18 protein-coding genes and 1 tRNA gene are annotated in these 22,134 nt (G+C 71.3%); 10 read left to right on the top strand and 9 right to left on the bottom strand.

Translation table 11 applies throughout. The features are described 5' to 3' along the window. Positions 1–8: 8 nt before the first annotated feature. The 3 genes from AC1ROY_RS19820 to AC1ROY_RS19810 all read right to left on the bottom strand — a co-directional run bounded on the left by AC1ROY_RS19820 (position 9) and on the right by AC1ROY_RS19810 (position 4,306). Positions 9–2,912, bottom strand: coding sequence for a caspase family protein (locus tag AC1ROY_RS19820; protein WP_493150597.1), 2,904 nt, complete (start codon positions 2,910–2,912; stop codon positions 9–11). 8 nt (positions 2,913–2,920) lie between these two features. After that, positions 2,921–3,919 carry a YMGG-like glycine zipper-containing protein gene (locus AC1ROY_RS19815; RefSeq protein ID WP_493150596.1) on the bottom strand — a complete coding sequence of 333 codons (999 nt, stop codon included), beginning with the start codon at positions 3,917–3,919 and terminating at the stop codon, positions 2,921–2,923. A 111-nt stretch (positions 3,920–4,030) separates the two neighbouring features. Further along, a complete protein-coding gene (locus AC1ROY_RS19810; protein ID WP_493150595.1) occupies positions 4,031–4,306 on the bottom strand; it encodes a DUF3297 family protein in 276 nt (91 codons plus the stop codon). Positions 4,307–4,410: 104 nt separating this feature from the next. On the opposite strand from AC1ROY_RS19810, the gene hutU reads away from it, so the two are divergent. Both hutU and gst read left to right on the top strand, forming a co-directional pair. Next, positions 4,411–6,120, top strand: coding sequence for a urocanate hydratase (gene hutU, locus AC1ROY_RS19805; RefSeq protein ID WP_493150594.1), 1,710 nt, complete (start codon positions 4,411–4,413; stop codon positions 6,118–6,120). Positions 6,121–6,293: 173 nt separating this feature from the next. Beyond that, on the top strand, positions 6,294–6,995 hold the full coding sequence (gene gst / locus AC1ROY_RS19800) for a glutathione transferase, Atu5508 family (RefSeq protein ID WP_493150593.1): 702 nt from the start codon (positions 6,294–6,296) through the stop codon (positions 6,993–6,995). Positions 6,996–7,025: 30 nt separating this feature from the next. Here the strand turns inward: gst and AC1ROY_RS19795 are convergent, their stop codons facing one another. Continuing rightward, positions 7,026–8,006: a Bug family tripartite tricarboxylate transporter substrate binding protein gene (locus AC1ROY_RS19795; RefSeq protein ID WP_493150592.1), complete on the bottom strand. Its 981-nt coding sequence runs from the start codon at positions 8,004–8,006 to the stop codon at positions 7,026–7,028. Positions 8,007–8,133: 127 nt separating this feature from the next. On the opposite strand from AC1ROY_RS19795, the gene AC1ROY_RS19790 reads away from it, so the two are divergent. After that, positions 8,134–8,826 carry a cyclase family protein gene (locus AC1ROY_RS19790; protein WP_493150591.1) on the top strand — a complete coding sequence of 231 codons (693 nt, stop codon included), beginning with the start codon at positions 8,134–8,136 and terminating at the stop codon, positions 8,824–8,826. Positions 8,827–8,835: 9 nt separating this feature from the next. On the opposite strand, the gene AC1ROY_RS19785 is transcribed toward AC1ROY_RS19790, so the two are convergent. The 3 genes from AC1ROY_RS19785 to AC1ROY_RS19775 form a co-directional block, all read right to left on the bottom strand. Further along, the gene (locus tag AC1ROY_RS19785; protein ID WP_493150590.1) at positions 8,836–9,996 is read right to left on the bottom strand and encodes an FkbM family methyltransferase; all 1,161 of its coding nucleotides are present in this window, start codon (positions 9,994–9,996) and stop codon (positions 8,836–8,838) included. Positions 9,997–10,177: 181 nt separating this feature from the next. After that, positions 10,178–10,768, bottom strand: coding sequence for a GAF domain-containing protein (locus tag AC1ROY_RS19780; RefSeq protein WP_493150589.1), 591 nt, complete (start codon positions 10,766–10,768; stop codon positions 10,178–10,180). An 8-nt stretch (positions 10,769–10,776) separates the two neighbouring features. Beyond that, entirely contained in the window at positions 10,777–11,910 is a 1,134-nt protein-coding gene (locus AC1ROY_RS19775) for a mandelate racemase/muconate lactonizing enzyme family protein (protein WP_493150588.1), read from the bottom strand. Between the two features lie 95 nt (positions 11,911–12,005). On the opposite strand from AC1ROY_RS19775, the gene AC1ROY_RS19770 reads away from it, so the two are divergent. Next, the gene (locus tag AC1ROY_RS19770) at positions 12,006–13,361 is read left to right on the top strand and encodes an FAD/NAD(P)-binding protein (RefSeq protein ID WP_493150587.1); all 1,356 of its coding nucleotides are present in this window, start codon (positions 12,006–12,008) and stop codon (positions 13,359–13,361) included. Positions 13,362–13,543: 182 nt separating this feature from the next. Here the strand turns inward: AC1ROY_RS19770 and glnA are convergent, their stop codons facing one another. Together glnA and AC1ROY_RS19760 are read right to left on the bottom strand one after the other, a co-directional pair. Continuing rightward, positions 13,544–14,968 carry a type I glutamate--ammonia ligase gene (glnA, locus tag AC1ROY_RS19765; RefSeq protein WP_493150586.1) on the bottom strand — a complete coding sequence of 475 codons (1,425 nt, stop codon included), beginning with the start codon at positions 14,966–14,968 and terminating at the stop codon, positions 13,544–13,546. A gap of 137 nt (positions 14,969–15,105) precedes the next feature. Further along, positions 15,106–15,444, bottom strand: a complete 339-nt coding sequence (locus tag AC1ROY_RS19760) for a P-II family nitrogen regulator (protein WP_131546936.1) — start codon at positions 15,442–15,444, stop codon at positions 15,106–15,108. A 306-nt stretch (positions 15,445–15,750) separates the two neighbouring features. On the opposite strand from AC1ROY_RS19760, the gene AC1ROY_RS19755 reads away from it, so the two are divergent. The 6 genes from AC1ROY_RS19755 to cnbZ all read left to right on the top strand — a co-directional run bounded on the left by AC1ROY_RS19755 (position 15,751) and on the right by cnbZ (position 22,080). Next, positions 15,751–16,941 carry an aminotransferase gene (locus AC1ROY_RS19755; RefSeq protein WP_493150585.1) on the top strand — a complete coding sequence of 397 codons (1,191 nt, stop codon included), beginning with the start codon at positions 15,751–15,753 and terminating at the stop codon, positions 16,939–16,941. Between the two features lie 302 nt (positions 16,942–17,243). Beyond that, a tRNA-His gene (locus AC1ROY_RS19750) sits at positions 17,244–17,319 on the top strand. Between the two features lie 70 nt (positions 17,320–17,389). Then, a complete protein-coding gene (locus AC1ROY_RS19745) occupies positions 17,390–18,343 on the top strand; it encodes a Bug family tripartite tricarboxylate transporter substrate binding protein (protein ID WP_493150584.1) in 954 nt (317 codons plus the stop codon). A 122-nt stretch (positions 18,344–18,465) separates the two neighbouring features. Then, positions 18,466–20,637: a sensor histidine kinase gene (locus AC1ROY_RS19740; protein ID WP_493150583.1), complete on the top strand. Its 2,172-nt coding sequence runs from the start codon at positions 18,466–18,468 to the stop codon at positions 20,635–20,637. After that, complete coding sequence (locus AC1ROY_RS19735; protein WP_493150582.1) at positions 20,634–21,260, top strand: response regulator transcription factor; 627 nt, start codon at positions 20,634–20,636, stop codon at positions 21,258–21,260. Before AC1ROY_RS19740 ends, AC1ROY_RS19735 begins: the two co-directional genes overlap by 4 nt. Positions 21,261–21,321: 61 nt before the next feature. Continuing rightward, the gene (gene cnbZ, locus AC1ROY_RS19730; RefSeq protein ID WP_493150581.1) at positions 21,322–22,080 is read left to right on the top strand and encodes a 2-amino-5-chloromuconate deaminase CnbZ; all 759 of its coding nucleotides are present in this window, start codon (positions 21,322–21,324) and stop codon (positions 22,078–22,080) included. Positions 22,081–22,134: the final 54 nt, after the last annotated feature.

The raw sequence follows: 22,134 nt of genomic DNA, 5'->3' as shown, positions 1-22,134 counted from the left end.
TGTCATGTCTATCGCGCCACGACGCCCATCGGGAACGAGCGCAGTTCGCGCTGCGCCGTGCGGAAGACCGCATCCTGCCGGTGCTGCTTCTCGGCCGCGAGCACGGGCACGCGCCGCGTGACCCATTCGCCGAGCGCCAGGGCGGAGACATGCCCCTCGCTGTCCGTCGCGGCACGGCCGCTCATCGCCTCGCGGATGGCGAAGGCGAAGACGCCGTTGCGGTCGTCGTAGCTGTCCAGCGCCTCCTGCACGGAGGTGCTGGCGGCGAGCAGGAAGCGGCCGGTCTCGTTGCCGAGCGCGGCGAGGCTGTCGATCGTCACCTGTCCCGCATGGCAGGTGTCGATGAAGAGGAAGCCGTCCCTGGCCCGGATTCGCGCGAGGGCGGAGACCAGCGTGCCCTCGTCCAGCGAGGTGCGGCGCAGCGCGTCCCAGTTGGCGGTGCTGGTGGTCTCGTGCGGCAGGAAGAGGAAGCGCCGGTCGGGCTCGGTCCGCACGCCGTGGCCGGCGAGGTAGAGCACGAAGGTGTCCTCCGGCCGCGCCACCTGGGCCGCCGACGCCAGCGCCGCGAGGATATTGGCGCGCGTCGCCTCGCGGTTGGTCAGCACCGTCGAGATGACCTCGCGGAAGACGCCCTGGGCGCGGCTGCGCAGGGTCTCGACCACGCTGCGGGCATCGGCGACGGCGAAGCGCAGGTTGAGCTCGGCCAGCTGGTACTGGTCCACGCCGACCGCGACCAGGATCAGGCGGCCCGCGCCCGGCGGGGGCGCGGCCTCGCCGGGGCGGCGGAGCTCCAGCGTGGGCCCCTCGGCGAAGAGGGTGCGGTCGTCGGCATAGAGGCGGGCCGCGACGCGGTTGGGCCCGGGGTCCAGCGGGACCTCGACGGAGTTCTGCCCGGGCACGGCCACGCTGCGCACGGCGATCCGGTCGTTCACCATGACGTCGAGCGGGCCGAGGCCGAGGCCGCGGTCGGCGGTGCTGAAGGTGAGGCGCAGCGCGCTGGCGCCGGCCGGCAGCTCGGCGCCGCCCCAGGCCACGGGGGCGCAGGCCTCGCCGATCACGGCGCAGGCCTGGCCGGCGGCCAGGGTCGGCAGGCGGCCGATGCGCGCGCGCACCTCGCCCAGCTCGTTCATGCGCGCCTGGGCCGGGCCGGTGTCGCCGAGCAGCCGGGCGCGCACGGCGGCCGGCGCGTAGAGCGCGCGGTAGGCCTGCTGGAAGCTCGCCCATTCCGGCGTCTGGCCGCGGCCGTTGTTGAGGTGGACGCCCACCAGCTCCTGCCCGCCCTGGGGCGCGTGGTCGAAGAGCCCCTCCGGCGTCCAGGCGACCCAGCGGCGGGCATCGGCATGGACGAAGAGGGCGCCGCGCTCGCGGATGTGATCGGTGACCTCGAACCACCGGATGGTGCCGTCGCCGAGCTCCGCCACGGCGAGGCCCTCCACCGCCACCACGCCCCAGACCGTGCCGGGCATGGGGAGCTGGTCGAGCAGCCGGCCCGAGCGGTCGAAGAGGCGCAGATGCGTGTCGGTGCCCAGGAGGAAGGAATCCTCCCTGGGCAGGATGGCGAGGCTGCGGCTGTACTCGCCCTCGGCGAGGCGCAGCGGCTGGCCGTTCAGGCGCGGCCGGTCGCGGTTCTGCCAGTCGGTGACGACGAGGCGCCCCCCTGGCGTCGAAGGCTGCTGGCGGGCCGGCAGCAGGTCGCGGCCCTCATCCGTCGAGAGCTGGCCCGACTGGCCGTCGAAGACCAGGGGAGGCGCGCCCGGCCGCAGCACGAAGCGCACGCGCTGCCCGTCGGGGCTGGCGGCGAGCCATTCGGAGGTGTTGCGGAAGTCGCCGCCGGGCGGGCTCGGCGCCTGCACCACCGAGCCGTCGGGCGCGATGCGCCCCCAGCCGGGATCGGCCGCGGCATAGGCGAGGCCGCCCTGCGGCAGCGGCAGGAGGTGCGAGATGGCGTCCCGGGCGGCGGGGATGTCGCGCGCCGGGCCCAGGCCGAAATCCGACCAGCGGCGGATGACGAAATTGGCCGCGCCCGGCGCGCCGCCCGACCGCCGCGCATAGCCGCCGGCATAGAGCTGCACGCCGCCGCGCGCGTCGGAGGCCCAGGTCACGGCCGGCAGGCCCTCGCCCTGGAGCCAGGTCGCGTCGGGCACCAGCACGGTGCGCAGGTCGGTGGCCTGGAGGACCTCGACGCGCAGCCGGTCCTCGAAGCCGATGGCCAGCAGCGCGCCGTCCGGCGACCAGGCGAGGCCGTAGGGCCGCCCGCCCTGCACCGGCGCCCGCTCGACCACCTTGCGGCCCGAGGCGTCGTAGACCCGCACCTTCCCGTCGGCCGAGGTGGCGGCGAGGCGGCCGGCGCTGTCGAAGGCGACCATGCGGGCGGGGCCCATCCAGCCCGCGCTGTCCTCGGCGAGCTGGCGGCCGTTGCGCGCGTCCCAGATGCGGATGCCGGAGCGTCCGCCCAGCGCGGCCGCGATCCGCGTGCCGTCCGGCGAGACGGCGAGGTGGAAGACCGGCGCCGGCTGGTTGGGCAGCCGCGCCAGCAGGCGGCCGCTCGAGGTCTCGAAGACGTAGATGGCGAAGGAGCCGTCCCAGGAACGGCCGGTGTAGCCGGCGGCGATGGCGCGGGTGCCGTCCGGCGTCAGCGCGACGGCGTAGAGCTCGCCCTCCTCGCGGTCGCCGATGGGCGGGCGCAGCACGCCGATCGGCGTGCCGTCGGGCAGCGCCCAGAGGCGCAGCGTCTTGTCGTCGGAGACGGAGGCGAGGATGCGCCCCGTCGCGTCGGTGGCGAGCCGGGCGACGGGCGCGATATGCGCCGCCGCTTCGACCCGCAGGATGGGCGCCTGCGGCGGCTCCTGGGCATGCGCCCCCGCTGCGAGGGCGAGTCCCGCCGCGACGACAGCCGCGAAGAGCCGGCGCAAGGCCGGTCTCAGCTCGTCAGTTCGAAGCCGCCGCCGGCCGCGGCCAGGCGCTCGGCATTCCCGACGCTCTCGGAGAAGTTGTCGCGGCGGGAGATGTTGGTCGCCGCCAGCGAGCGCACGTCGGTGCCGCCCTCGGGCGGCGTCGCCGAGGCCACGCGCTGACCGCGCGGCGCGGCGGGGAAGGCGTCGGCCGGGGCGTAGCCGCGCACGCCGGAGGCGGTCTCGACCTGAACGTAGCCGGCCGGGCCGGGGCGGGTCGCGACGACCTCGCGCGGGTTGATCTGCGCGATCTCGGCGCTGCCCGCATCGGGCCGGAACTTCACGGCGACGGCGCGGCGCGGCGCGATGCGGACCGGCTGCGGCCGGCTGTAGCTCGCCACCACCGCGGCCTTGCCGCCGGGCAGGGCGCTGTCGAAGGCGGCGTCGAACTGGGCGCCGCGGCCGGTGATGCTCTGGTTGATGCGCTGGGCCACCTGGATGTCGCCCTGGAAGCGGGCGCGGATCTCGGCGAGCTGCGCCTGGGCGACGTCGCGGCTGAGGCGGCCGGCCTTGTAGGCGTCGCGCACGGTCGCCGCCGTGCGGAGGCGGCAGTCGGACAGCTGGTCGAAGGCGATCTGGGTGCGGTCGAGCTGGGCGTTCTCGCGCGAGAGGTCGCTGCTCATCTGGGCGAAGATGCCGGCCTGGTCGCGCGCCTGGCGCTGCAGGGCCGAGTAGTAGCCGACGGCCGCGCCGGTCGCGCCGCCTACGGCCGCGCCGATCAGCGCGCCCTGCCAGTTGCCGGAGGCGAGGCCGCCGACCAGGGCACCGCCGAGGGCGCCGACGGCGGCACCCTGCAGGATGTCCTCGCCGTAGTAGTCGCCGGTGCTGTCGAGGGCGACGAGGTACTGGCGGCAGACGTCGCGCCCGTCATCCGCGCCGATGCGGCCGGCCTGCGTGGTCACGCAGCCCGCGAGCATGACGGTCGCAGTGAGGAGCGCGGTCGCGCGGAGGAGCGGACGGCTGGCCATGGCGGTTCATCCCTAACGCAAGAGAATTGCATGGTAATGCGGGCAATTGGAAGCGCCTAGCGGGGATTACGCGCCGTGCGACCAACGCGACAAAAGCCGATGCGACGAGGGTCAGTCCTCGGGGTCGGGGCGCGGCATGTCCCGGAAATAGGGAACGACCTTGCCCTGGACCTTCATGGTCAGCGGCAGGCCGTTGCGGCCGACCGCCTTGCCGACGACGAGGCGGACCCAGCCTTCGCTGACGCAGTATTCGTCGACATTGGTCTTCTCGACTCCCTTGAAGATGATGCCGACGCCGCGCTCCAGCGCGGCGGCATCATGGAAAGGGCTCTTCGGATCGCTGGCGAGGCGGTCGGGGGGCGTGGCGGGCCTGGTATCGTCGGACATGGTCGCCCTCCTAGCGCAGAAGGCGGGCGCTTGGGAATTCGCCCGGTTGGCGGCGGCCGCGGGGCTGTCATGATGGCCGGCACGTCATCGAAGAGATTCCCAGCATGTCGCAAAGCCACTCTCCAAGCCACTCTCCAAGCCACTCTCCCCTGGGCCGCTTCCGCAACGCCCCTGCCATCCGCGCGCCGCGCGGCCTCGAGATCACCTGCCGCCAGTGGACCACCGAGGCGGCGATGCGGATGCTGATGAACAACCTCGACGACGAGGTGGCGGAGAAGCCGGGCGAGCTGGTCGTCTATGGCGGCATCGGGCGCGCCGCGCGCGACTGGGACAGCTACGAGCGGATCGTCGGCGCACTGAAGAAGCTGGAGGGCGACCAGACGCTGCTGGTGCAGTCGGGCAAGCCGGTCGGCGTGTTCCGGACCCACAGCCATGCGCCGCGCGTGCTCATCGCCAATTCCAACCTCGTGCCGGCCTGGGCGAACTGGCAGCACTTCAACGAGCTCGATCGCAAGGGGCTCATGATGTACGGCCAGATGACGGCCGGCTCCTGGATCTACATCGGCAGCCAGGGGATTGTGCAGGGCACGTATGAAACCTTCGTGGAAGCGGGGCGCCAGCATTTCGGCGGATCGCTGGCGGGGCGCTGGATCCTCACCGGCGGGCTCGGCGGGATGGGCGGGGCGCAGCCGCTGGCGGGCGTCTTCGCCGGCGCCTGCGTGCTGGCGGTGGAGTGCCAGCCCTCGCGCATCGAGAAGCGGCTGGAGACGAGGTACCTCGATTATCGCGCCGACGATCTCGACCAGGCGCTGGAGATGATCCGCAAGGCGACCGCGGAGAAGAAGGCGATCAGCGTCGGCCTCCTCGGCAATGCGGCGGAGGTGTTTCCGGAGCTGGTGCGCCGCGGCGTGGTGCCGGACATCGTGACCGATCAGACCAGCGCGCACGATCCCGGCAACGGCTACCTCCCCGCGGGCTGGACGCTCGACGAATGGGCCACGAAACGCGAGAGCGACCCGGCGGCCGTCTCGGCGGCCGCCAAGCGCAGCATGGTCGCGCATGTGCAGGCCATGCTGGACTTCCAGAAGATGGGCTCGGCCGTGCTCGACTACGGCAACAACATCCGCCAGATGGCGAAGGACGAGGGTCTCAAGAACGCCTTCGACTTTCCGGGCTTCGTGCCCGCCTATATCCGCCCGCTCTTCTGCCGTGGCGTCGGACCCTTCCGCTGGGCCGCGCTCTCCGGCAACCCCAACGACATCGCGAAGACCGATGCGAAGGTGCGGGAGCTGATGCCGGAGGACACGCATCTCCACCGCTGGCTCGACATGGCGAAGGAGCGCATCGCCTTCCAGGGCCTGCCGGCGCGCATCTGCTGGGTGGGCCTGGGCGACCGCGACCGGATCGGGCTGGCCTTCAACGAGATGGTGGCGCGCGGCGAGATCGGGCCCATCGTCATCGGCCGCGACCACCTGGACAGCGGCAGCGTCGCCTCGCCGAACCGCGAGACGGAGGCGATGCGGGACGGCTCCGACGCCGTCTCCGACTGGCCGCTGCTGAACGCGCTGCTCAACACGGCGAGCGGCGCGACCTGGGTCTCGCTGCACCATGGCGGCGGCGTGGGCATGGGCTACAGCCAGCATGCGGGCATGGTGATCGTGGCCGACGGCACGCCGGAGGCGGCGGAGCGGCTGGCGCGCGTGCTGTGGAACGACCCGGCCACGGGCGTGATGCGTCACGCCGATGCGGGCTACGAGATCGCGCTGGACTGCGCGCGGGAGAAGGGGCTGGAGCTGCCCGGCATCCTGCGCTGACCTGCCGAAAGCTCTGCCCTTTCGGTCCTGGGAGCGGCTGCGGCTCTGGCGCGACCGTGAAACCGGGCCATCGCCGTGCCGTTTGTCGGACGGCGTGATCCCGGTCCAGGGTGGACCCTGGACATCGGCGCCAGCCGCGTCGAACGCGAAACGGATGACCAGGAGCCCCCGAGATGTCCGATTACGATCTCTACTATTGGTCCGTGCCGTTCCGCGGTCAGTTCGTGCGCGCTGTCCTGGCCTGTGCCGGCAAGAGCTGGACCGAAGGCGGGGACGCCGCGATCTCCGAATTGATGGGCGGGCCGGTGAAGGACATGCCGGTTCCGTTCACGGGGCCGCCCCTGCTGGTCGACAGGAAGGCGGATTTCGCCATCGCCGAGATGCCGGCCATCCTTCTCTATCTGGGCGAGACGCTGGACCTCATGCCCGCCACCCCCGCCCTGCGCGCCCTGACCATGAAGATCGTCAACGACGCGAACGACGTGATCGACGAGATCACCCTGGATGGCGGCCGGGAGATGTGGACGGAAAAGCGCTGGCACGACTTCGTCCCGCGCCTGAGGAAGTGGATGTCGCTCTGGGAAGAGACCGGGCGCCGCCATGGCCTCAAGAAGAGCTCCGGCTTCCTCCTGGGCGGCAAGGCGCCGGCTGTCGCCGACATCGTGACGGCCACCCTGTGGTCGACCATGGCCGACCGCTTCCGCAAGATCGCGGAGATCCTCGAGCAGACCGCGCCCATGACGGCGGCCCTGACGCGGCGGGTCGCCGCGCTGCCGCCGATGGCCGGGCTCGCTGCCCGGGCGCGGGAAGACTACGGCGACGCCTATTGCGGCGGCCGGATCGAGGCCTCGCTGCGCAAGGTTCTCGACGCCTGAGGCTATCGGGGAGCCAAGGCTCCCCCTTGGTCAGCGCGCCGGCGGCCGCGCCAGCCCCAGCGTCCGGGCCACCTCGCCGAGCGCCTCGTACTCGGCCCGCATCGCGCGGCCCATGTCGTCGCCGAAGAGCGGGGCCAGCGTGGCGCCCTGCGCGTCCATCGCCTCGCGGAAGCGCGGCGTGCGCATCGCGGCGCCGAAGGCCTCGTTGATCTTCGCCATGCGGTCGGCCGGGATACCGACGGGCGCGATCATGCCCCACCAGATGGTCACCGCCATGTCGCCCAGGCCGATGCTGTCGAGGCCGGCGCCGTCGGGGGCGGCCGGATGGCCCTCGCGCGTCGTCAGCAGCAGGCAGCGCGTGCTGGCGTTGCGGATGGCCGGCATCGCGCCGACGATCGAGCCGCCGTAGAAGGTGATGTGCCCGCCGAGGAAGGCCGGCAGCGTCTGGCCCGCGCCCTGGAAGGGCACCGTCGTCATCTCCAGGCCGAGGCGGCGCAGGATGCGCTCGACGCCCAGATGCATCACGCCGCCCAGCCCCTCATTGCCCCAGGTGTAGGTGTTGGGGTGCTCGCGGATCTGCGAGATCATCTCGGGCAGGCTGCGCGCGGGGAAGTCGGGCTTGGCGCAGAGCGCGAAGGGCGAGTAGCCCACGGTGAAGACCGGGGCCATCTGGTCGATCGTGTAGCGCGCCCCCAGCGTGTGCGGCGCGGCCGTGATCGGCGTGTTCCAGATGAAGCCGAGCGTGTGCCCGTCCGGCCGGGAGTCGATCACGTACTGCACGCCGATGGTGCCGCTGGCGCCGGGCCGGTTCTCGACGATGATCGGCTGGCCGAGCGAGCTGCCGACGATCTCCTGCAGCACGCGCGCGAAGATGTCGGTGCCGCCGCCGGGATTGATCGGCACGATGATGCGGATCGGACGGTCCGGGAAGGACTGCGCCGCGGCGGGGCGCGGCAGGAATGGCATCAGGGAGAGGGCGGCGAGTCCCAGAATGGCGAGCCTGCAACGCATGGACGTCTCCTTATAAGGACGGAATGACGCGCAGATTGCGCCCCGGCCACGGGTTTTGAAAGGGAAGCAGGGTTTCCGATGCTTGTCCGCGGCTCCATACTTGCTCAGCGAACATGCAGAGGCCGCCATGAAACTGATCGACCTGAGCCGCGAGATCCACCACAAGGCCCAGCGGCTGGTGAACCACCCGACCATCGAGGTCTATCCCTTCAGCACGCATGACGAGAAGCGCGTGGCCGACGGCTACGAGTTCTCCTCGGCGACCATGGTGCTGCACATGGGCGACCATGGCGGCACCCATGTCGACGCGCCCGTGCATTTCGACGAGAAGCCTGGCGCCATGACCATCGACCAGATGCCGCTCGAGACCTTCTTCACCGAGGCCGTCTGCCTCGACCTCACCCATGTGCCTGACAGGACCGACATCACGATCGCCCATCTGGAGGCGGCGGAGAAGGCGGCCGGCATCACCATCCAGCCGAAGGACACGGTGCTGCTCTACACGGGCTTCTACAAGCGCGCGACCGGGACGGAGGGCTACATCACCGACTTCCCCGGCCTCACCAAGGAGAGCGCGACCTGGCTGGGGAAGAAGGGCATCACGGCGTTCACGGTGGAATCCGTCAGCCCCGGCCGCCCGGGCCGGAACAATTTCGAGGTCCACCACGTCTGCCGCGACATGGGCTTCACGCATTACGAGGGCGTGATCAACCTCGACAAGGTCGCGGGCAAGGGCCGCTTCCGCTTCATCGCCTTCCCGCTGAAGATCCGGGGCGGCACGGGCAGCCCGGTGCGGCCCGTCGCCTGGCTGGACGAATAGGCGGGGCGCTCAGGCCGACGCCGACGTCAGGCCCCAGATCTCTTCCAGGAGCTCGAACCGGCCCAGCGCCGGCCCCTTCGGCGGCTTGCGCATGAAGAGGCCGGTGGCCTGCACCAGATCCTCGCCGAAATCCTGCATGACCTTGGCCGAGGGCGGGATGATCCGGCGCAGGCTGAGGCCGGAGCTGTCCAGGAGATCGAGGATGTCGCCGATCGGCTTCTGCTTCTTGTAGAGCGGATAGAAGTGGAAGAGGACCTCGACGCCGAGGACCTTGTCCAGCACGTCGCCGAAGCCACGGAGCGCGTTGTACTCGAAGCCGGGGGCCCGGATGCGGATCACATCCGGCGCCGTGGCCCCAGCGGTCCGGGCGAGGCTGTCGAACCGGCAGGTCTCGATCTTCTCTTCCGACAGGAGGGCGAAGCTGGCGGCCGCGGCATAGGGCTTGAGGCGCTGGAAATCGGGCTTGAAGATCGAGCTCTGGGCCTTGTCCTTCGTGACGTGGAAGGGGCTTGTCCCGTTCCGGTCGCTGAGGGCCTTGCCGATCACCTGATGGCCGTCCGCCGCCGGCAGCTTGGCCTGGAGGCCGGCCGCCGCGGCGGAATCGGGCACGAAAGCCGTGATCTGCAGGCCTTCGGCGAAATACTGCCAGGCGGGCTCGCCCAGGGTCGGCAGGCCCGTCTGCACGACGCGCAGCCGGTCGGCGGGAGAGGGCGTCCAGCGCGGCTGGACGACCTCGACCTGGAGGTCCTTCAGCTCGAACTGCGGGGCATTGGTCCCGGTGTAGTTGGCCGTCTTGTTGACGAGGCCGATGATGATCCTCGGCTCATGGTTGAAATACAGCACGTCCAGCTGCATCCACCCGGAGGCGTCCTTGTGGATGGAGCACTCCTTCAGGTCGGCGTCGTCGGACCGCTGGATCGCGCCGTCCTGCCCGACCTGGAGGGGGACAGTGCCCAGCCTGGTCTGCACGCAGAACGCGGCCGTTCCCTTCTCGACGGGGCGGAGGAGGACGCGGAGCCGGAGGGTGGAGCGGGCGACGTCACGATCAAGGAAGTCGATGACCTGCCAGCCGCGGGCAGAGGAATCCGAAAGAACATGGACGCCATCCGCGGCGGGCTTGAGGCGGGCACTGTTACGCTGGCGGGCAACACTGAGATCATAGGCTTGCATCAATGACAGCCTCCAGATGCATATCAACTCATGTGTACTATCCAGTATCAAGCCGGCGTCAATGCTTTAGGCGTGATATTTCAGTGATTTGGGGAGGTTATGCGGCGCTGCGGCACAGGCGTGCTCAAAGCGTGTTCAATCCTAGGTTGAATTGCCGTGGGGGCGGGCAGAACGTCCGGCCTCAGGTGCCGACGCTGCGCCTTGGCAGCCCGGACAGATCCTGCGCCGCCATCCAGCCGGGGCCACCCTGCGCCACCCACAGCGAGGCCGCAAGCGCCGCGAAGCCGCGATGCGCGATGAGGTCGGCCTCGCCGAAAGTGCTTCTCGCGGCGTTGGCGCAGATCAGCACGCCGAGGTAGTCGCCCTTCCACATCAGCGGCGCGAAGATCGAGGAGCCGGCCCGGAAGCTCTGCAGGATCTTCACGAAGCTGGCATGCAGCGCCGTGTCGCGCAGCAGCATGGGCTGGTGCGTGTGCGCGACCTCGCCCGGATGGCCCAGCTCGATGTCCACGAGCTCGTGATACTGCTCCGGCGCGAAGTTCACGGGTGCCACGATCATGTGGTGCCGCCCGTCGGCCGTGCGCATGAAGGCGGTGCAGGCGGCGCCGACCCTGGGCGGCGGATCCTCGCGGAAGGCGTTGGGACGCAGCGCGGCGGCGGGATCGCCGAGCAGCGCGGGCAGGGCGCGCGTGATGGCGTAGAGCGCCTCCTCCGGCCCCTTCGCCGCCGCGCCCTCGGCCGCGATCCGAGCAAAGCCCGCGAAGAGTTCCATGCCCATGCTCAACCCCCGAAACGCGCCAGACGTGCCGGGTCCGGCACCACGCCGATCCCCGGCCCCGCCGGAACCATGGCCCGGCCGTCCCGCAGCACGATGCCGGCCTCCGTGACATCCTCGGTCAGCATCCCATGCGTCACGCTGAGGCCCCATTCCACATCCGGCAGCAGCGCCGCGAGATGCACCGCGGCCGCCGCGCCCACCGAGCTTTCCGCGATCTTGCAGGCCAGCGTGCCGCGCATGCCGTTCTCGCGCAGCAGCGCGTCGGCGGCGAGGGTGGGCAGCAGCTCGCCGAGCTTGATGGCTTTCAGCCCGAAGCCGGCGGCCAGCCCGCGATGTCTGGGGATGTCGCGCAGGCCGTGCAGCCCCTCGTCGATGCAGATGGCGCAGCCCGGCTGCCGCGCCAGCACCGCGAGGCCGGCGAGGTCGTCGTCCGGCAGCGGCTGCTCCAGGTAGTCGAGCGTGCCCTCGGGCAGATCGGCGCGGAAGGCGCTCGCGGCCGCCACGATCCAGGCCATGTTGGCGTCGCCCGAGAGATGCGCCGCCGGTCCCAGCGCCGCGCGCAACGCGCGGACGAGCGCCGCATCCTCCAGCGGATCGGCGCGCAGGCCGAGCTTCACCTTGATGTGCCGGAACCCCTGCGCCTGGGCGGCGCGCGCGGCCTCCAGCACCGAGGCGTCGTCGGCGCCGCCGATCATCGCGATGGCCGGCACGGAATCCCGCAGCGGCGTGCCGAGGAAGCGCGACAGCGGCAGCCCTGCCCGGCGCGCGGCGAGGTCGAGCACCGCCATCTCGGCCGCGGCCTTGGCGCCGGTGTTGCCGCGGATGGCGCGGGCCAGGCGGGGGCCGATCGCGCCCGCATCCTGCAGCGCCTCGCGCAGCAGGGCTGGACCGAGGTAGCGCCTGGCAACCTCCGCCATGCCGGCGAGGACCTCGCCCGTCATGGTCGGCGCGACGCTGGCCTCGCCCCAGCCGGAGCGGCCCTCGGCGTCCCGCACCTCGATCAGCAGGGTCTCGGCGTCGGCGATCGTCTCGCTCGCCAGCAGCAGCGGCTTCCTCAGGGGGATGCGGAGCGGCCAGACCGCGAAGCCGGCGATGGCGAGAGGCCAGGCGAGGGCCGGTCCGGGGCGGTTCGACATTCGCGCGCAGCTTCGGGCGCGGGGCCATGAAGTCAAGCCGAGGGGGAGAGCGGAATTCCTGGACTGGCCTCATCAATGCCCTATCGTTCGTACACATGCGATGTAGTTCCCCCCGGCCGATCGCGGTCATCGGCGCCGGCTTCACCGGCGCTCTCGTCGCCATCCACCTCGCGCGGGCAGGCCGGGACGTCCTTCTGATCGAGCGCAGGGGCGAGCCGGGCCGCGGCGTCGCCTACGGCACCGGGGATCCGCTCCATCTGCTGAACGTCCCCGCGCGAGGGATGAGCGCCTTTGCCGACCAGCCCGGGCATTTCCTCGAATGGCTGGCGCGGCAGGAGCCCGCGGCGCTCGGCCCGCTCTGCCCGGCGGCGCTGCCGTCCGCCTTCGCGCCCCGCGGCCTCTACGGCCGCTACATCCAGGAGAATCTGGACGCCGCGCCGGCAAGGATCACGCGCGTCGCGGAGGATGCGCAGGAGGTGCTGCCCCTGGCCGATGGCGGCTACGAGATCCGCATGCGGGCCGGCGCGCCGCTGGAGGCCGCGGCGGTGGCGCTGTGCCTGGGCAATCCGCCGCCTTCGCAGCTCCACGCGCCGCCCTGCCTCTTCGGCGATCCCTGGGAATCCGGCGCGCTCGACGGGCTTTCCCCGGACGACGACCTGCTGATCGTCGGCACCGGCCTCACCATGGCCGACCTCACGACGACGCTGCTGAGGAGATGCGGCCATCGCGGCACGATCCACGCGATCTCGCGGCGGGGCTGGCTGCCCCTGCCGCACGCCACGCCGCTGCCCGCGCCGGAGCCGGCCCCGGCGCTGCCGGAAGGCGCCGGCCCGCGCCGGATCCTGCGCGCGATGCGCCGGGCCGCCGAGGAGGCCATGGCGCGCGGCCTCCCCTGGCAGGCGGCGCTCGACGGCTTTCGGCCGCAGCTCCAGGGCGCCTGGCGCGCCATGCCGGACCGCGAGCGCGCCCGGTTCCTCCGCCATGCGCGCACGCCGTGGAACCTGCACCGGCACCGCATCGCGCCCGAGGTCGCCCGGGTGCTCGCCGAGGCCGAGGCGGCGGGCCAGCTCCGGGTGAGGGCCGGCCGGCTCCAGGGCTGGCGGCCCGGGCGGCCCGGCGTCGAGGCGGTGATCCGCGAGCGGCGCGGCGGGGAGGCGCGGCTCGATGTGGCGCGGATCATCCTCTGCACGGGCGCCGACACCGGGCCGGACTGGCTTGCGACACGGCCGCTCTGCGGCCTCCGCGACCGCGGGCTGCTGCGGGGCGATGATTTCGGGCTCGGGCTGGATGTCGATCCCGACAGCCTGCAGGCGCTCGGCGCCGACGGCCGGCCGGTGGCGGGCCTCTACGTGGCGGGGCCGGCGACGCGTTCGGCGCTCTGGGAGGCCACGGCCGTGCCGGAGCTGCGCGTGCAGGCGCAGCGCGTCGCTGCGGAACTCTCGAAGGCCTGATCTCGATAGCGAAAAACCCGCCGCCAGAACTGGCGACGGGTTTCCAACTCTCCGGCCGCGAATGCGGCCGGCGCGCCCAGGACTACCGTTTGGCCCAGCACCACCGCGGCGGCGCGAAGCCAAGCGCGTTGTGCGAATGCACGCCTACGGCGTGACGCGCGCGCCCGGCGTCTGAGGGCGTATTAAACGCTATAATACATCTCGAACTCGACCGGGTGCGGGGTGTGCTCGAAGCGGTACACCTCGGACCACTTCAGCTCGATGTAGCTCTCGATCTGGTCCTTCGAGAACACGTCGCCGGCCAGCAGGTAGTCGTGGTCGGCCTCGAGCTCGCCCAGCGCCTGGCGGAGCGAGCCGCACACCGTCGGGATGTCCTTCAGCTCCTCGGGCGGCAGGTCGTAGAGATCCTTGTCCATAGGGTCGCCCGGATGGATCTTGTTCTTGATGCCGTCGAGGCCGGCCATCAGCATCGCCGCGAAGGCGAGGTAGGGGTTGGCGGTCGGGTCGGGGAAGCGGACCTCGACGCGCTTGGCCTTCGGGTTCGTCGCATAGGGAATGCGGCAGGAGGCCGAGCGGTTGCGGGCCGAATAGGCCAGCAGCACGGGCGCCTCGAAGCCCGGGATCAGGCGCTTGTAGGAGTTGGTCGAGGCGTTGGTGAAGGCGTTCAGCGACTTGGCGTGCTTGATGATGCCGCCGATGTAGTAGAGCGCCGTCTCCGACAGGTCCGCATAGCCGTTGCCGGCGAAGACGGGCTTGCCCTCGTTCCAGATCGACTGGTGCACGTGCATGCCCGAGCCGTTGTCGCCATAGATCGGCTTCGGCATGAAGGTCGCCGACTTGCCGTAGCTGTGGGCCACGTTGTGGATCACGTACTTGTAGATCTGCATGTGGTCGGCCTGGGTGACCAGCGTGCCGAACTTCGTGCCGAGCTCATGCTGCGACTGCGCCACCTCGTGGTGGTGCTTCTCGCCGATGACGCCCATCTCGATCATGGTGGACAGCATCTCGGCGCGCAGGTCGACCTCGCTGTCGACCGGGTTCACCGGGAAGTAGCCGCCCTTGACGCCCGGGCGATGGCCCATGTTGCCCTCGGGATAGTCCTTCATCGAGGCGCCGGGGCCCTCGATGCTCTCCAGCGAGTAGTGGGCGAAGTTGCCGCCCGTGCCGAACTTCACGTTGTCGAACACGAAGAACTCGGCCTCGGGGCCGAAGAAGGCCTTGTCGCCGAGGCCCGTGCTCTTCAGGTACTCTTCCGCCTTCTTGGCGGTGGAGCGCGGGTCGCGGTTGTAGCGCTGGCCGGTCGAGGGCTCGTAGATGTCGCAGAACAGGATGAGCTGCGGCTTGGCCGAGAACGGATCCATGCAGGCCGAAGTGGCGTCGGGCATGAGGATCATGTCGGACTCGTTGATCGCCTTCCAGCCGGCGATCGACGAGCCGTCGAACATGATGCCCTCCTCGAAGGTCTCTTCCTCGACCGTCGAGACGTGCTGGGCCGTGTGCTGCCACTTGCCGCGCGGATCCGTGAACCGGAAGTCCACGTACTCCACGCTGTTCTCCTTGATCATTTCCATGACCTTGGAGACGGCTTCGGGGGAATTCATCGCCATGTCTCTGTCCTGTTCACTGCGTCCCTAGGTGATGTCCCGCGCGGAAAAACCGCGCAGCCGCCGCACCGCCGGCCAGGGACGCCCCCAGGACCGGCGCTGGACGAAACCCTGTGGAGCCCCGGGAGGCTCCCCCAAACTCAGACCGCGTCCTCGCCGCGCTCGCCGGTGCGGATGCGGATCACCTCGGAGATGTCCGAGACGAAGATCTTGCCGTCGCCGATGCGGCCGGTGCGGGCGGCGGCCTGGATGGCCTCGACGGCGCGCTCCAGCATGTCGTCCGCGCAGATCACCTCGATCTTCACCTTCGGCAGGAAGTCCACGACGTATTCGGCGCCGCGATAGAGCTCGGTGTGGCCCTTCTGGCGGCCGAAGCCCTTGGCCTCGAGCACGGTGAGGCCCTGGAGGCCGATCTCGTGCAGCGCGTCCTTCACCTCGTCGAGCTTGAAGGGCTTGATGATGGCCTCGATCTTCTTCATCGCATCCGTCACGTATTGGCGCAGGCGGAAGGGCGGCCCGCGGCGTTTCCCCGATGGCTCCGGGCGCCGGTGCGCGCCGACGCCCGTCGAGCCGCATCTGTTTGGCACGCGCCGTGCCATGCGCGCAATCGGCCCGTGACTTCGATTGTCATGCTTTTCCCGGATGGTAGCGCCTGAAAGGCGGGCATGCTGCCCGCGTTCAAGGCATGTCTCGGGTCCGGTCCTTGCGCAGCGAGGGGAGGGCCCTCATGCTAGACCCTCGTTCCGCCAGCCATGCCCCAAAGCCATACTCAAGGTGCCCTGCCGATGAAGCCGATGAACGACCTCCTCTCCGCCACGGGGACGACGATCTTCACCGTCATGTCCGCGCTCGCGGTGCAGCATGGCGCCATCAACCTCGGCCAGGGCTTTCCCGATTATGACGGTCCGCCGGATGTCGTGAAGGCCGCGGCCGACGCGCTGATGGACGGCCGCAACCAGTACCCGCCGCTGACCGGCGTTCCGGAGCTGCGCCAGGCCGTGGCCGAGGTGAACAGGCGCTTCTACGGGCTGGAGGTGGACCCGAACGCCGAGGTCGTCGTCACCTCCGGCGCCACCGAGGCGATCACCGCCTGCCTGATGGCCGTGCTCAACCCCGGCGACGAGTGCGTGCTGATCGAGCCGCTCTACGACACCTACCTGCCCGTGGTGAAGCTGCTGGGCGCCATCCCCAAGCTGGTGCGCCTCAGCCCGCCCAGGTGGGAGCTGCCGCGCTCGGAGCTCGCCGCCGCCTTCTCCTCGAAAACCAAGGCGATCCTCTTTAACACGCCGATGAACCCGACCGGCAAGGTCTTCACCGCCGCCGAGCTCGCCTTCATCGCGGACCTGGTGCAGCGCCACGACTGCTACGCCGTCTGCGACGAGGTGTACGAGCACCTCACCTATGACGGCTGGCGCCACATCCCGCTGATGACGCTGCCGGGCATGCGCGAGCGCTGCCTGCGCATCGGCAGCGCGGGCAAGACCTTCAATCTGACGGGCTGGAAGGTCGGCTACGTCACCTGCGACCGCGCGCTGGCGCCGAACGTCGCCAAGGCGCACCAGAACCTCACCTTCACCACGCCCCCCAACCTGCAGCGGGCGGTGGCGGTGGGCCTGGCCAAGGACGAGGCCTATTTCGCCGAACTCTCCGGCCAGCTCGCCGCGAAGCGCGACTTCCTTGCGGAGGGGCTGTCGGCGCTGGGCTTCCAGGTGCTGCCGGCGATGGGCAGCTATTTCGTCACGGCCGACATCCGCTCGATCGGCTTCACCGGCGACGACGTGGCTTTCTGCCGCATGCTGACCGAGGAGGCGAAGGTGACGGCCATCCCGGTGACGGCCTTCTACGCCGGCGAGAATCCCCCGAACCACTACGCCCGCTTCGCCTTCTGCAAGAACGAGCCCGTGCTGCGCGAGGCGCTGGCCCGCATCGGCGCCTGGATGGAGCGCCGCGCCGGCGCCCGCCGCGAGGCGGGCTGAGCGCCGGCGGCATCCGCCGGCGCCCAGCACCCTGCCAGGAGAACCGGCCGCGAGACGGGCTGATCGCCGGCAGCATCGCTGGCATCCGGCACCCTCCCAAGAGAATATCCGGCCGCAAAGCGGCCGGCGCCGCCCACTCCACTTTTCGGCTCGGCGCTCCAGTGGCGCGGCGAAGGCAAGCCCGCGGAGCGGGCGCCCGCCGTTTGAGGGCACGAAAGGACTCCACTGTCACGGCCGCCGCAGGCGGCCGTGACAGTGGGTTGACGCATCCCGCGCGCCGGGCCTATCCAGCGCGCCGTGCGGCGGTCGTAGCTCAGATGGTAGAGCGCCAGGTTGTGGTCTTGGATGTCGCGGGTTCGAGTCCCGTCGATCGCCCCATCCATTCGCTATCCGCGGGACCTCATCCCGCTTAGCCTCCCGTTAACCAGAACGGGAGATAACGTCGGACATGCGCCGCTTCCTCATTCTCGGCCTGCTTGCGCTCCTCGGCGCGACGCCGGCCTATGCCTTTCCGGACCGCCCGATCCGCCTGATCGTGCCCTTCACGGCCGGCGGCGCCACCGATGTCGGCGCCCGGGTGCTGGCCGAGGCCATGGTCCCCCATCTGCCGCAGCCCATCGTGATCGAGAACCGGGTGGGCGGCGCCGGCATCGTCGCCTCCGAGCTGGTGGCCCGTGCGACGGCGGACGGGCATACGCTGCTCTTCAACAACACCTCCCACGTCGTGCTGCGCCTCGTGGTGCCCAACGCCCCCATCGACGTGACGACGGCGCTGACGCCGGTCTCGGTGCTCTCCGAGATGCCGATGATCATGCTGGTGGCGAATAATTTCCCGGCCCGCGACGCCCGCGAGTTCATCGCGCTCGCCCGGGCGAATCCCGGCCGCTACGACTACGGCAGCACGGGCGGCGGCGGCACGCTGCAGATGGCGGCCCTGCTCTTCCTGCACGCGGCGCAGCTCCAGCTGAACGAGATCCCCTATCGCGGCGGCGCGCCGGCCACGCTCGACCTCGCGGCCGGGCGGATCGCCCTGGTCTACGACGTGGCGCTGACGGGGGTGCAGACCGCGCGCAGCGGCCAGGCCCGCGCCTTCGCCGTCACCAGCGCCGGCCGCAGCCCCGCCCTGCCGGACGTGCCCAGCCTGCGCGAGCTCGGCCTCGATGCCGAGATGAACGTGTGGCAGGCCGTCTTCACCGCCAGCGCCACGCCCGGGCCGGCCAAGCTGATCCTCCAGCGCGCCATGGCCGCGGCCCTGGCGCAGGAGGGCGTGCGCCAGCGCATGCTCGGCCTCGGCGTGGACCGGATCGTCGCCAGCACGCCGGACGAGGCCGCCGGATACGTGTCCGGGGAGGTGTCCCGCTGGGAGGAGCTGCTGCGCGGCCGGATCAACCCGGGGGGGTAACATTCCCCTGCTTGGACGAACCCTGTCGCCTCTGTCATGCTTGCACCATTGAGGTGAGGCGGGCATTGGCGGTTACGGGACAGGGACGGAGGCGGCGCGCACGGAGCCTGCGCGGCCATCTGATGCTGCTCGGCGCGGTCCTGCTGCTGCCGGCCCTGCTGCTTGGCGGCGGGATGACCTACGACCTCGCGCTCCGGCTCCAGCACCAGGCCGAAGAGGATCTCATGACCAGCGCGCGCGCCGCCGCGCTCGCCGTGAACGAGGAGCTGGAGGGCTCGCTGCTCGTCCTCTCCACCCTCGCCACCTCGCCCTATCTCGATCCCGATGCCTGGCGGCTCGAGGCCTTCCACTGGCAGGCCCGCGAGGTCGCGGCCCAGCTCGAGACCTTCGTCATCCTGATCACGATGGCCAATCTCGGCCAGCAGGCGGTCAACACCGGCCAGCCCCTCGGTGGACCGCTGCCCAGCGTGCCCAACGGCGCGGCCTCGGTGATCGCCGCCCGCACCGGCCGCCCCACCTTCGTGCCGCCCGTCTACATGCCGGAGATCGACCGCGCGCTCGCCATCGTCGCCGTGCCGGTGATCCGCGGCGGCGAGGTCCGGGGCGCGCTGGCCATGCCGCTCGCGACGAGCCGGCTGGAGCAGCCGCTGCGCCCGCAGCCCGGCGGGCTCGGCTCCACCGTCTTCATCCTGGGGCCGAGGAATCGGCTGGTCGCGCGTCAGCCCGAGCCGGAGCGCACGATCACCGCCACCGTCCCCGCCTGGATCGCCGAGGCGGTCGGCGACCGGCAGCGGGGCGTGATCCGCGGCGAGGGGCTGGACGGCGTGCCGGCCGTCATGGCCTTCAACCGGCTGCCGATCAACGGCTGGGTCGTCCTGGCCAGCGCCACGCTGGCCGAGGAGCGGGCCACGTGGGAGCAGACCATCCTGTGGCGCGCCGCCACCGTGGCGGGGCTCCTGCTGCTGGGCCTGGCCGCCATGACCTGGCTGATCCGGCGGCTGATGCGGCCGCTCGAGAACCTGGTGGACGGCGCCGCCGCCCAGCCGCCGGGGGTCGTGCGCGTGGCCGAGTTCGAGGCGCTGGCCGCCGCCGTCATGGCCGCGCAGAACGCGCCCCGCCGCGAGGCCGAGGCCGCCCGCCGGGCGGCCGAGGAGAACCTGACGCTGGCGCGCGAGGCCGAGGACGAGCGCCGCCTGCTGAAATCCGTCGTGCAGTCCGTGCCCGAGGCCATCTTCGTGAAGGATACGGAACTGCGCTACGTGCTGGTCAACCGCGCCGCCGCCGGCGCCTTCGGCCGCAGCGAGGACGAGGTGATCGGCCGCACCGACGCGGAACTCACCCATCCGGACGTGGCCCGCGAGATGAGCCTCACCGACCGTGCCATGATGAACAGCGGCATCACCCAGGAGTACGAGAACCGGGTCGTCCTGCCCGGCCACGGGCATGAGCCGCGCACCTACCTCACCGTGAAGGGCCCCTGGCGGGATTCGACGGGCCGCATCGCGGGGCTGGTCAGCGTGGCGCGCGACGTCACGCTGCGCCGCGCCACCGAGGAGCGCCTGCGCGCGGCCGAGGAGGCGATGCGGCGCATCGCCCGCGCCGACAGCCTCACCGCCATGGGCGTGGGCGTCGCGCACGAGCTGAACCAGCCGCTGACCGCCGTCGCGAATTTTTTGCGCGCCGGCGCGCGCTGGCTGCAGGACGACACGCCCGATCCCGCGCGCATCGGCGCGGCGCGCGAGGCGATGCAGGAGGCGGCGGCCCAGGCGCAGCGCGCGGGCGAGATCGTCCGCCGCCTGCGCGACTTCATCGGCCGCGGCGAGACGGAGCAGAAGTTCGTCTCGCTCGGCCCGCTCATCGCCGACGGCGTGGCGCTCACCTGCGCGGCGCGGGGCGAGGAGAGCCTGCCCATCGCGCTCGACCTCGCGATCACCGGCTGCATCGTGATGGCCGACGAGGTGCAGCTCCAGCAGGTCTTCGTGAACCTGCTGCGCAACGCCATCGAGGCGACGGAGGGGCAGCGGGACCGCGGGCTGTCCGTCTCGCTCCGGCGCGAGGACGGGCGCGCCGTGCTGCGCTTCGCCGATGCCGGGCCCGGGCTGCCGCCGGAGGTGAAGGAGCGGCTCTTCGAGCCCTTCGTCTCGACCAAGGAGGGGGGGATGGGCATCGGTCTCGCCATCTGCCGCGCGATCGTGGAGGCGCATGCCGGCCGCATCGTGGCCCTGGCGCGCGAGGGGGGCGGCACCGTGATCCGCATCGACCTTCCGCTCGCCCGTGCGGAGGGCTCCGCATGATGAGCCGCGTCGTGCATGTGGTGGACGACGACACGGCGGTGCGCCGTTCGCTCGCGATGCTGCTGCGCTCGGTCGGCCATCAGGTCGAGACCTATGGCAGCGCGGAGGCGCTGCTCCAGGCGGCGGAGGCGGCCGGCGGGCTGGCCCAGGGCTGCATCGTGCTCGACGTCCGCATGCCCGGCATGGACGGGCTCTCGCTCATGGAGGTGCTGTCGCGGCGCGACATCCGCCTGCCCGTGGTGGTCGTGACGGGCCATGGCGACATCCCGCTGGCGGTGCGGGCCATGCGGGCGGGCGCGCTGGACTTCGTCGAGAAGCCCTATGCCGAGGAGCGCATCCTGGAGGCGGTCGGCAGCGCGCTGGCCTCCTCGCGCGAGGCCGACCGGCGGCGGCTGCTGGCGGTGCAGGCGCAGGCGAAGGTGGGCGCGCTCTCGCCGCGCGAGCGCGAGGTGCTGGCTGCCCTGGTGGAGGGCAAGGCCAACAAGGTGATCGGCTTCGAGCTCGGCATCAGCCCGCGCACGGTGGAGGTGCACCGCGCGAACCTGATGGAGAAGCTCGGCGTGCGCAGCCTGCCGGAGGCGGTGCGGATCGGCCTCGCGGGGGGCGTCGGCGGGCCGGGATAGCTTGCCGCTGCGTGTTCCGCGGGCCAGCATCCGCGCGTTCCTTCCGGAGAAGCCCCGCCGCATGTCCTCGACCCGCCTCGCCGCCGATCGCGGCTTCCGCTACGTGCCCGGCGTCTACCAGTATTCCGCGGGCGTGGCGGCCGAGCCCGGCTTCCGCATCGAGCGCGTGCGCTTCGCCGACCCCGTGCCGATGGCCGCCGGCTTCGCCGTCATCGCGGAGGTGCTGGCGGCGGCGGGACGGCCGAGGACGGCCTTCTGCGCCTGCGAGCTGCGTTCGCCCGCGCCCTTCACCGAGCAGGGGTTTTCGGACTTCAACAAGGTCTACGGCGCGGTGCTGACCGAATGGGGCATCTTCCTCGACGGCGACAATCCCGTGGCCCGCAGCAATGTCTGCCCGGAGATCGCGCCGCCGGCCGAGCCGTGCTTCCACGCCTTCAGCTTCACGGTGCCGGACGCGGAGGCCGCGCCGAGCTTCGTGGTCGCGGGCAGCGGCGAGTCCCAGGAGGGCAAGGGCAACTACCGCGACCACACCGTCGCGCTGGGCGATCTCTCGCCGGAGGGGTTGCTGAGCAAGGGAAAGTTCGTGCTCGGCGAGATGGAGCGGCGCATGGCGGCGCTGGGCTTCGGCTGGGCCGACACCACCGGCGTGCAGGTCTACACCGTGCATGACCTGTACCCTTTCCTCGCGAGCGAGATCGTCGGCCGCGGCGCCGCGCGGCACGGGCTCACCTGGCAGTTCTGCCGCCCGCCGGTGCAGGACCTGGAGTACGAGATGGACTGCCGCGGCGTGCTGGTGGAGCGCGTGCTCCCCGCGCCGTAGGGGCTGCGCGCTTCCTGGGCAAAGCTTGCGCGAAAAGCCAGTTTCGGATGGGTC

The sequence above is a fragment of the Roseococcus sp. GW821-FHT12F05 genome (assembly GCF_058806835.1).
The sequence above is the reverse complement of the archived record's forward strand: the minus strand, read 5'-3'. Positions and strand labels throughout refer to the sequence as shown.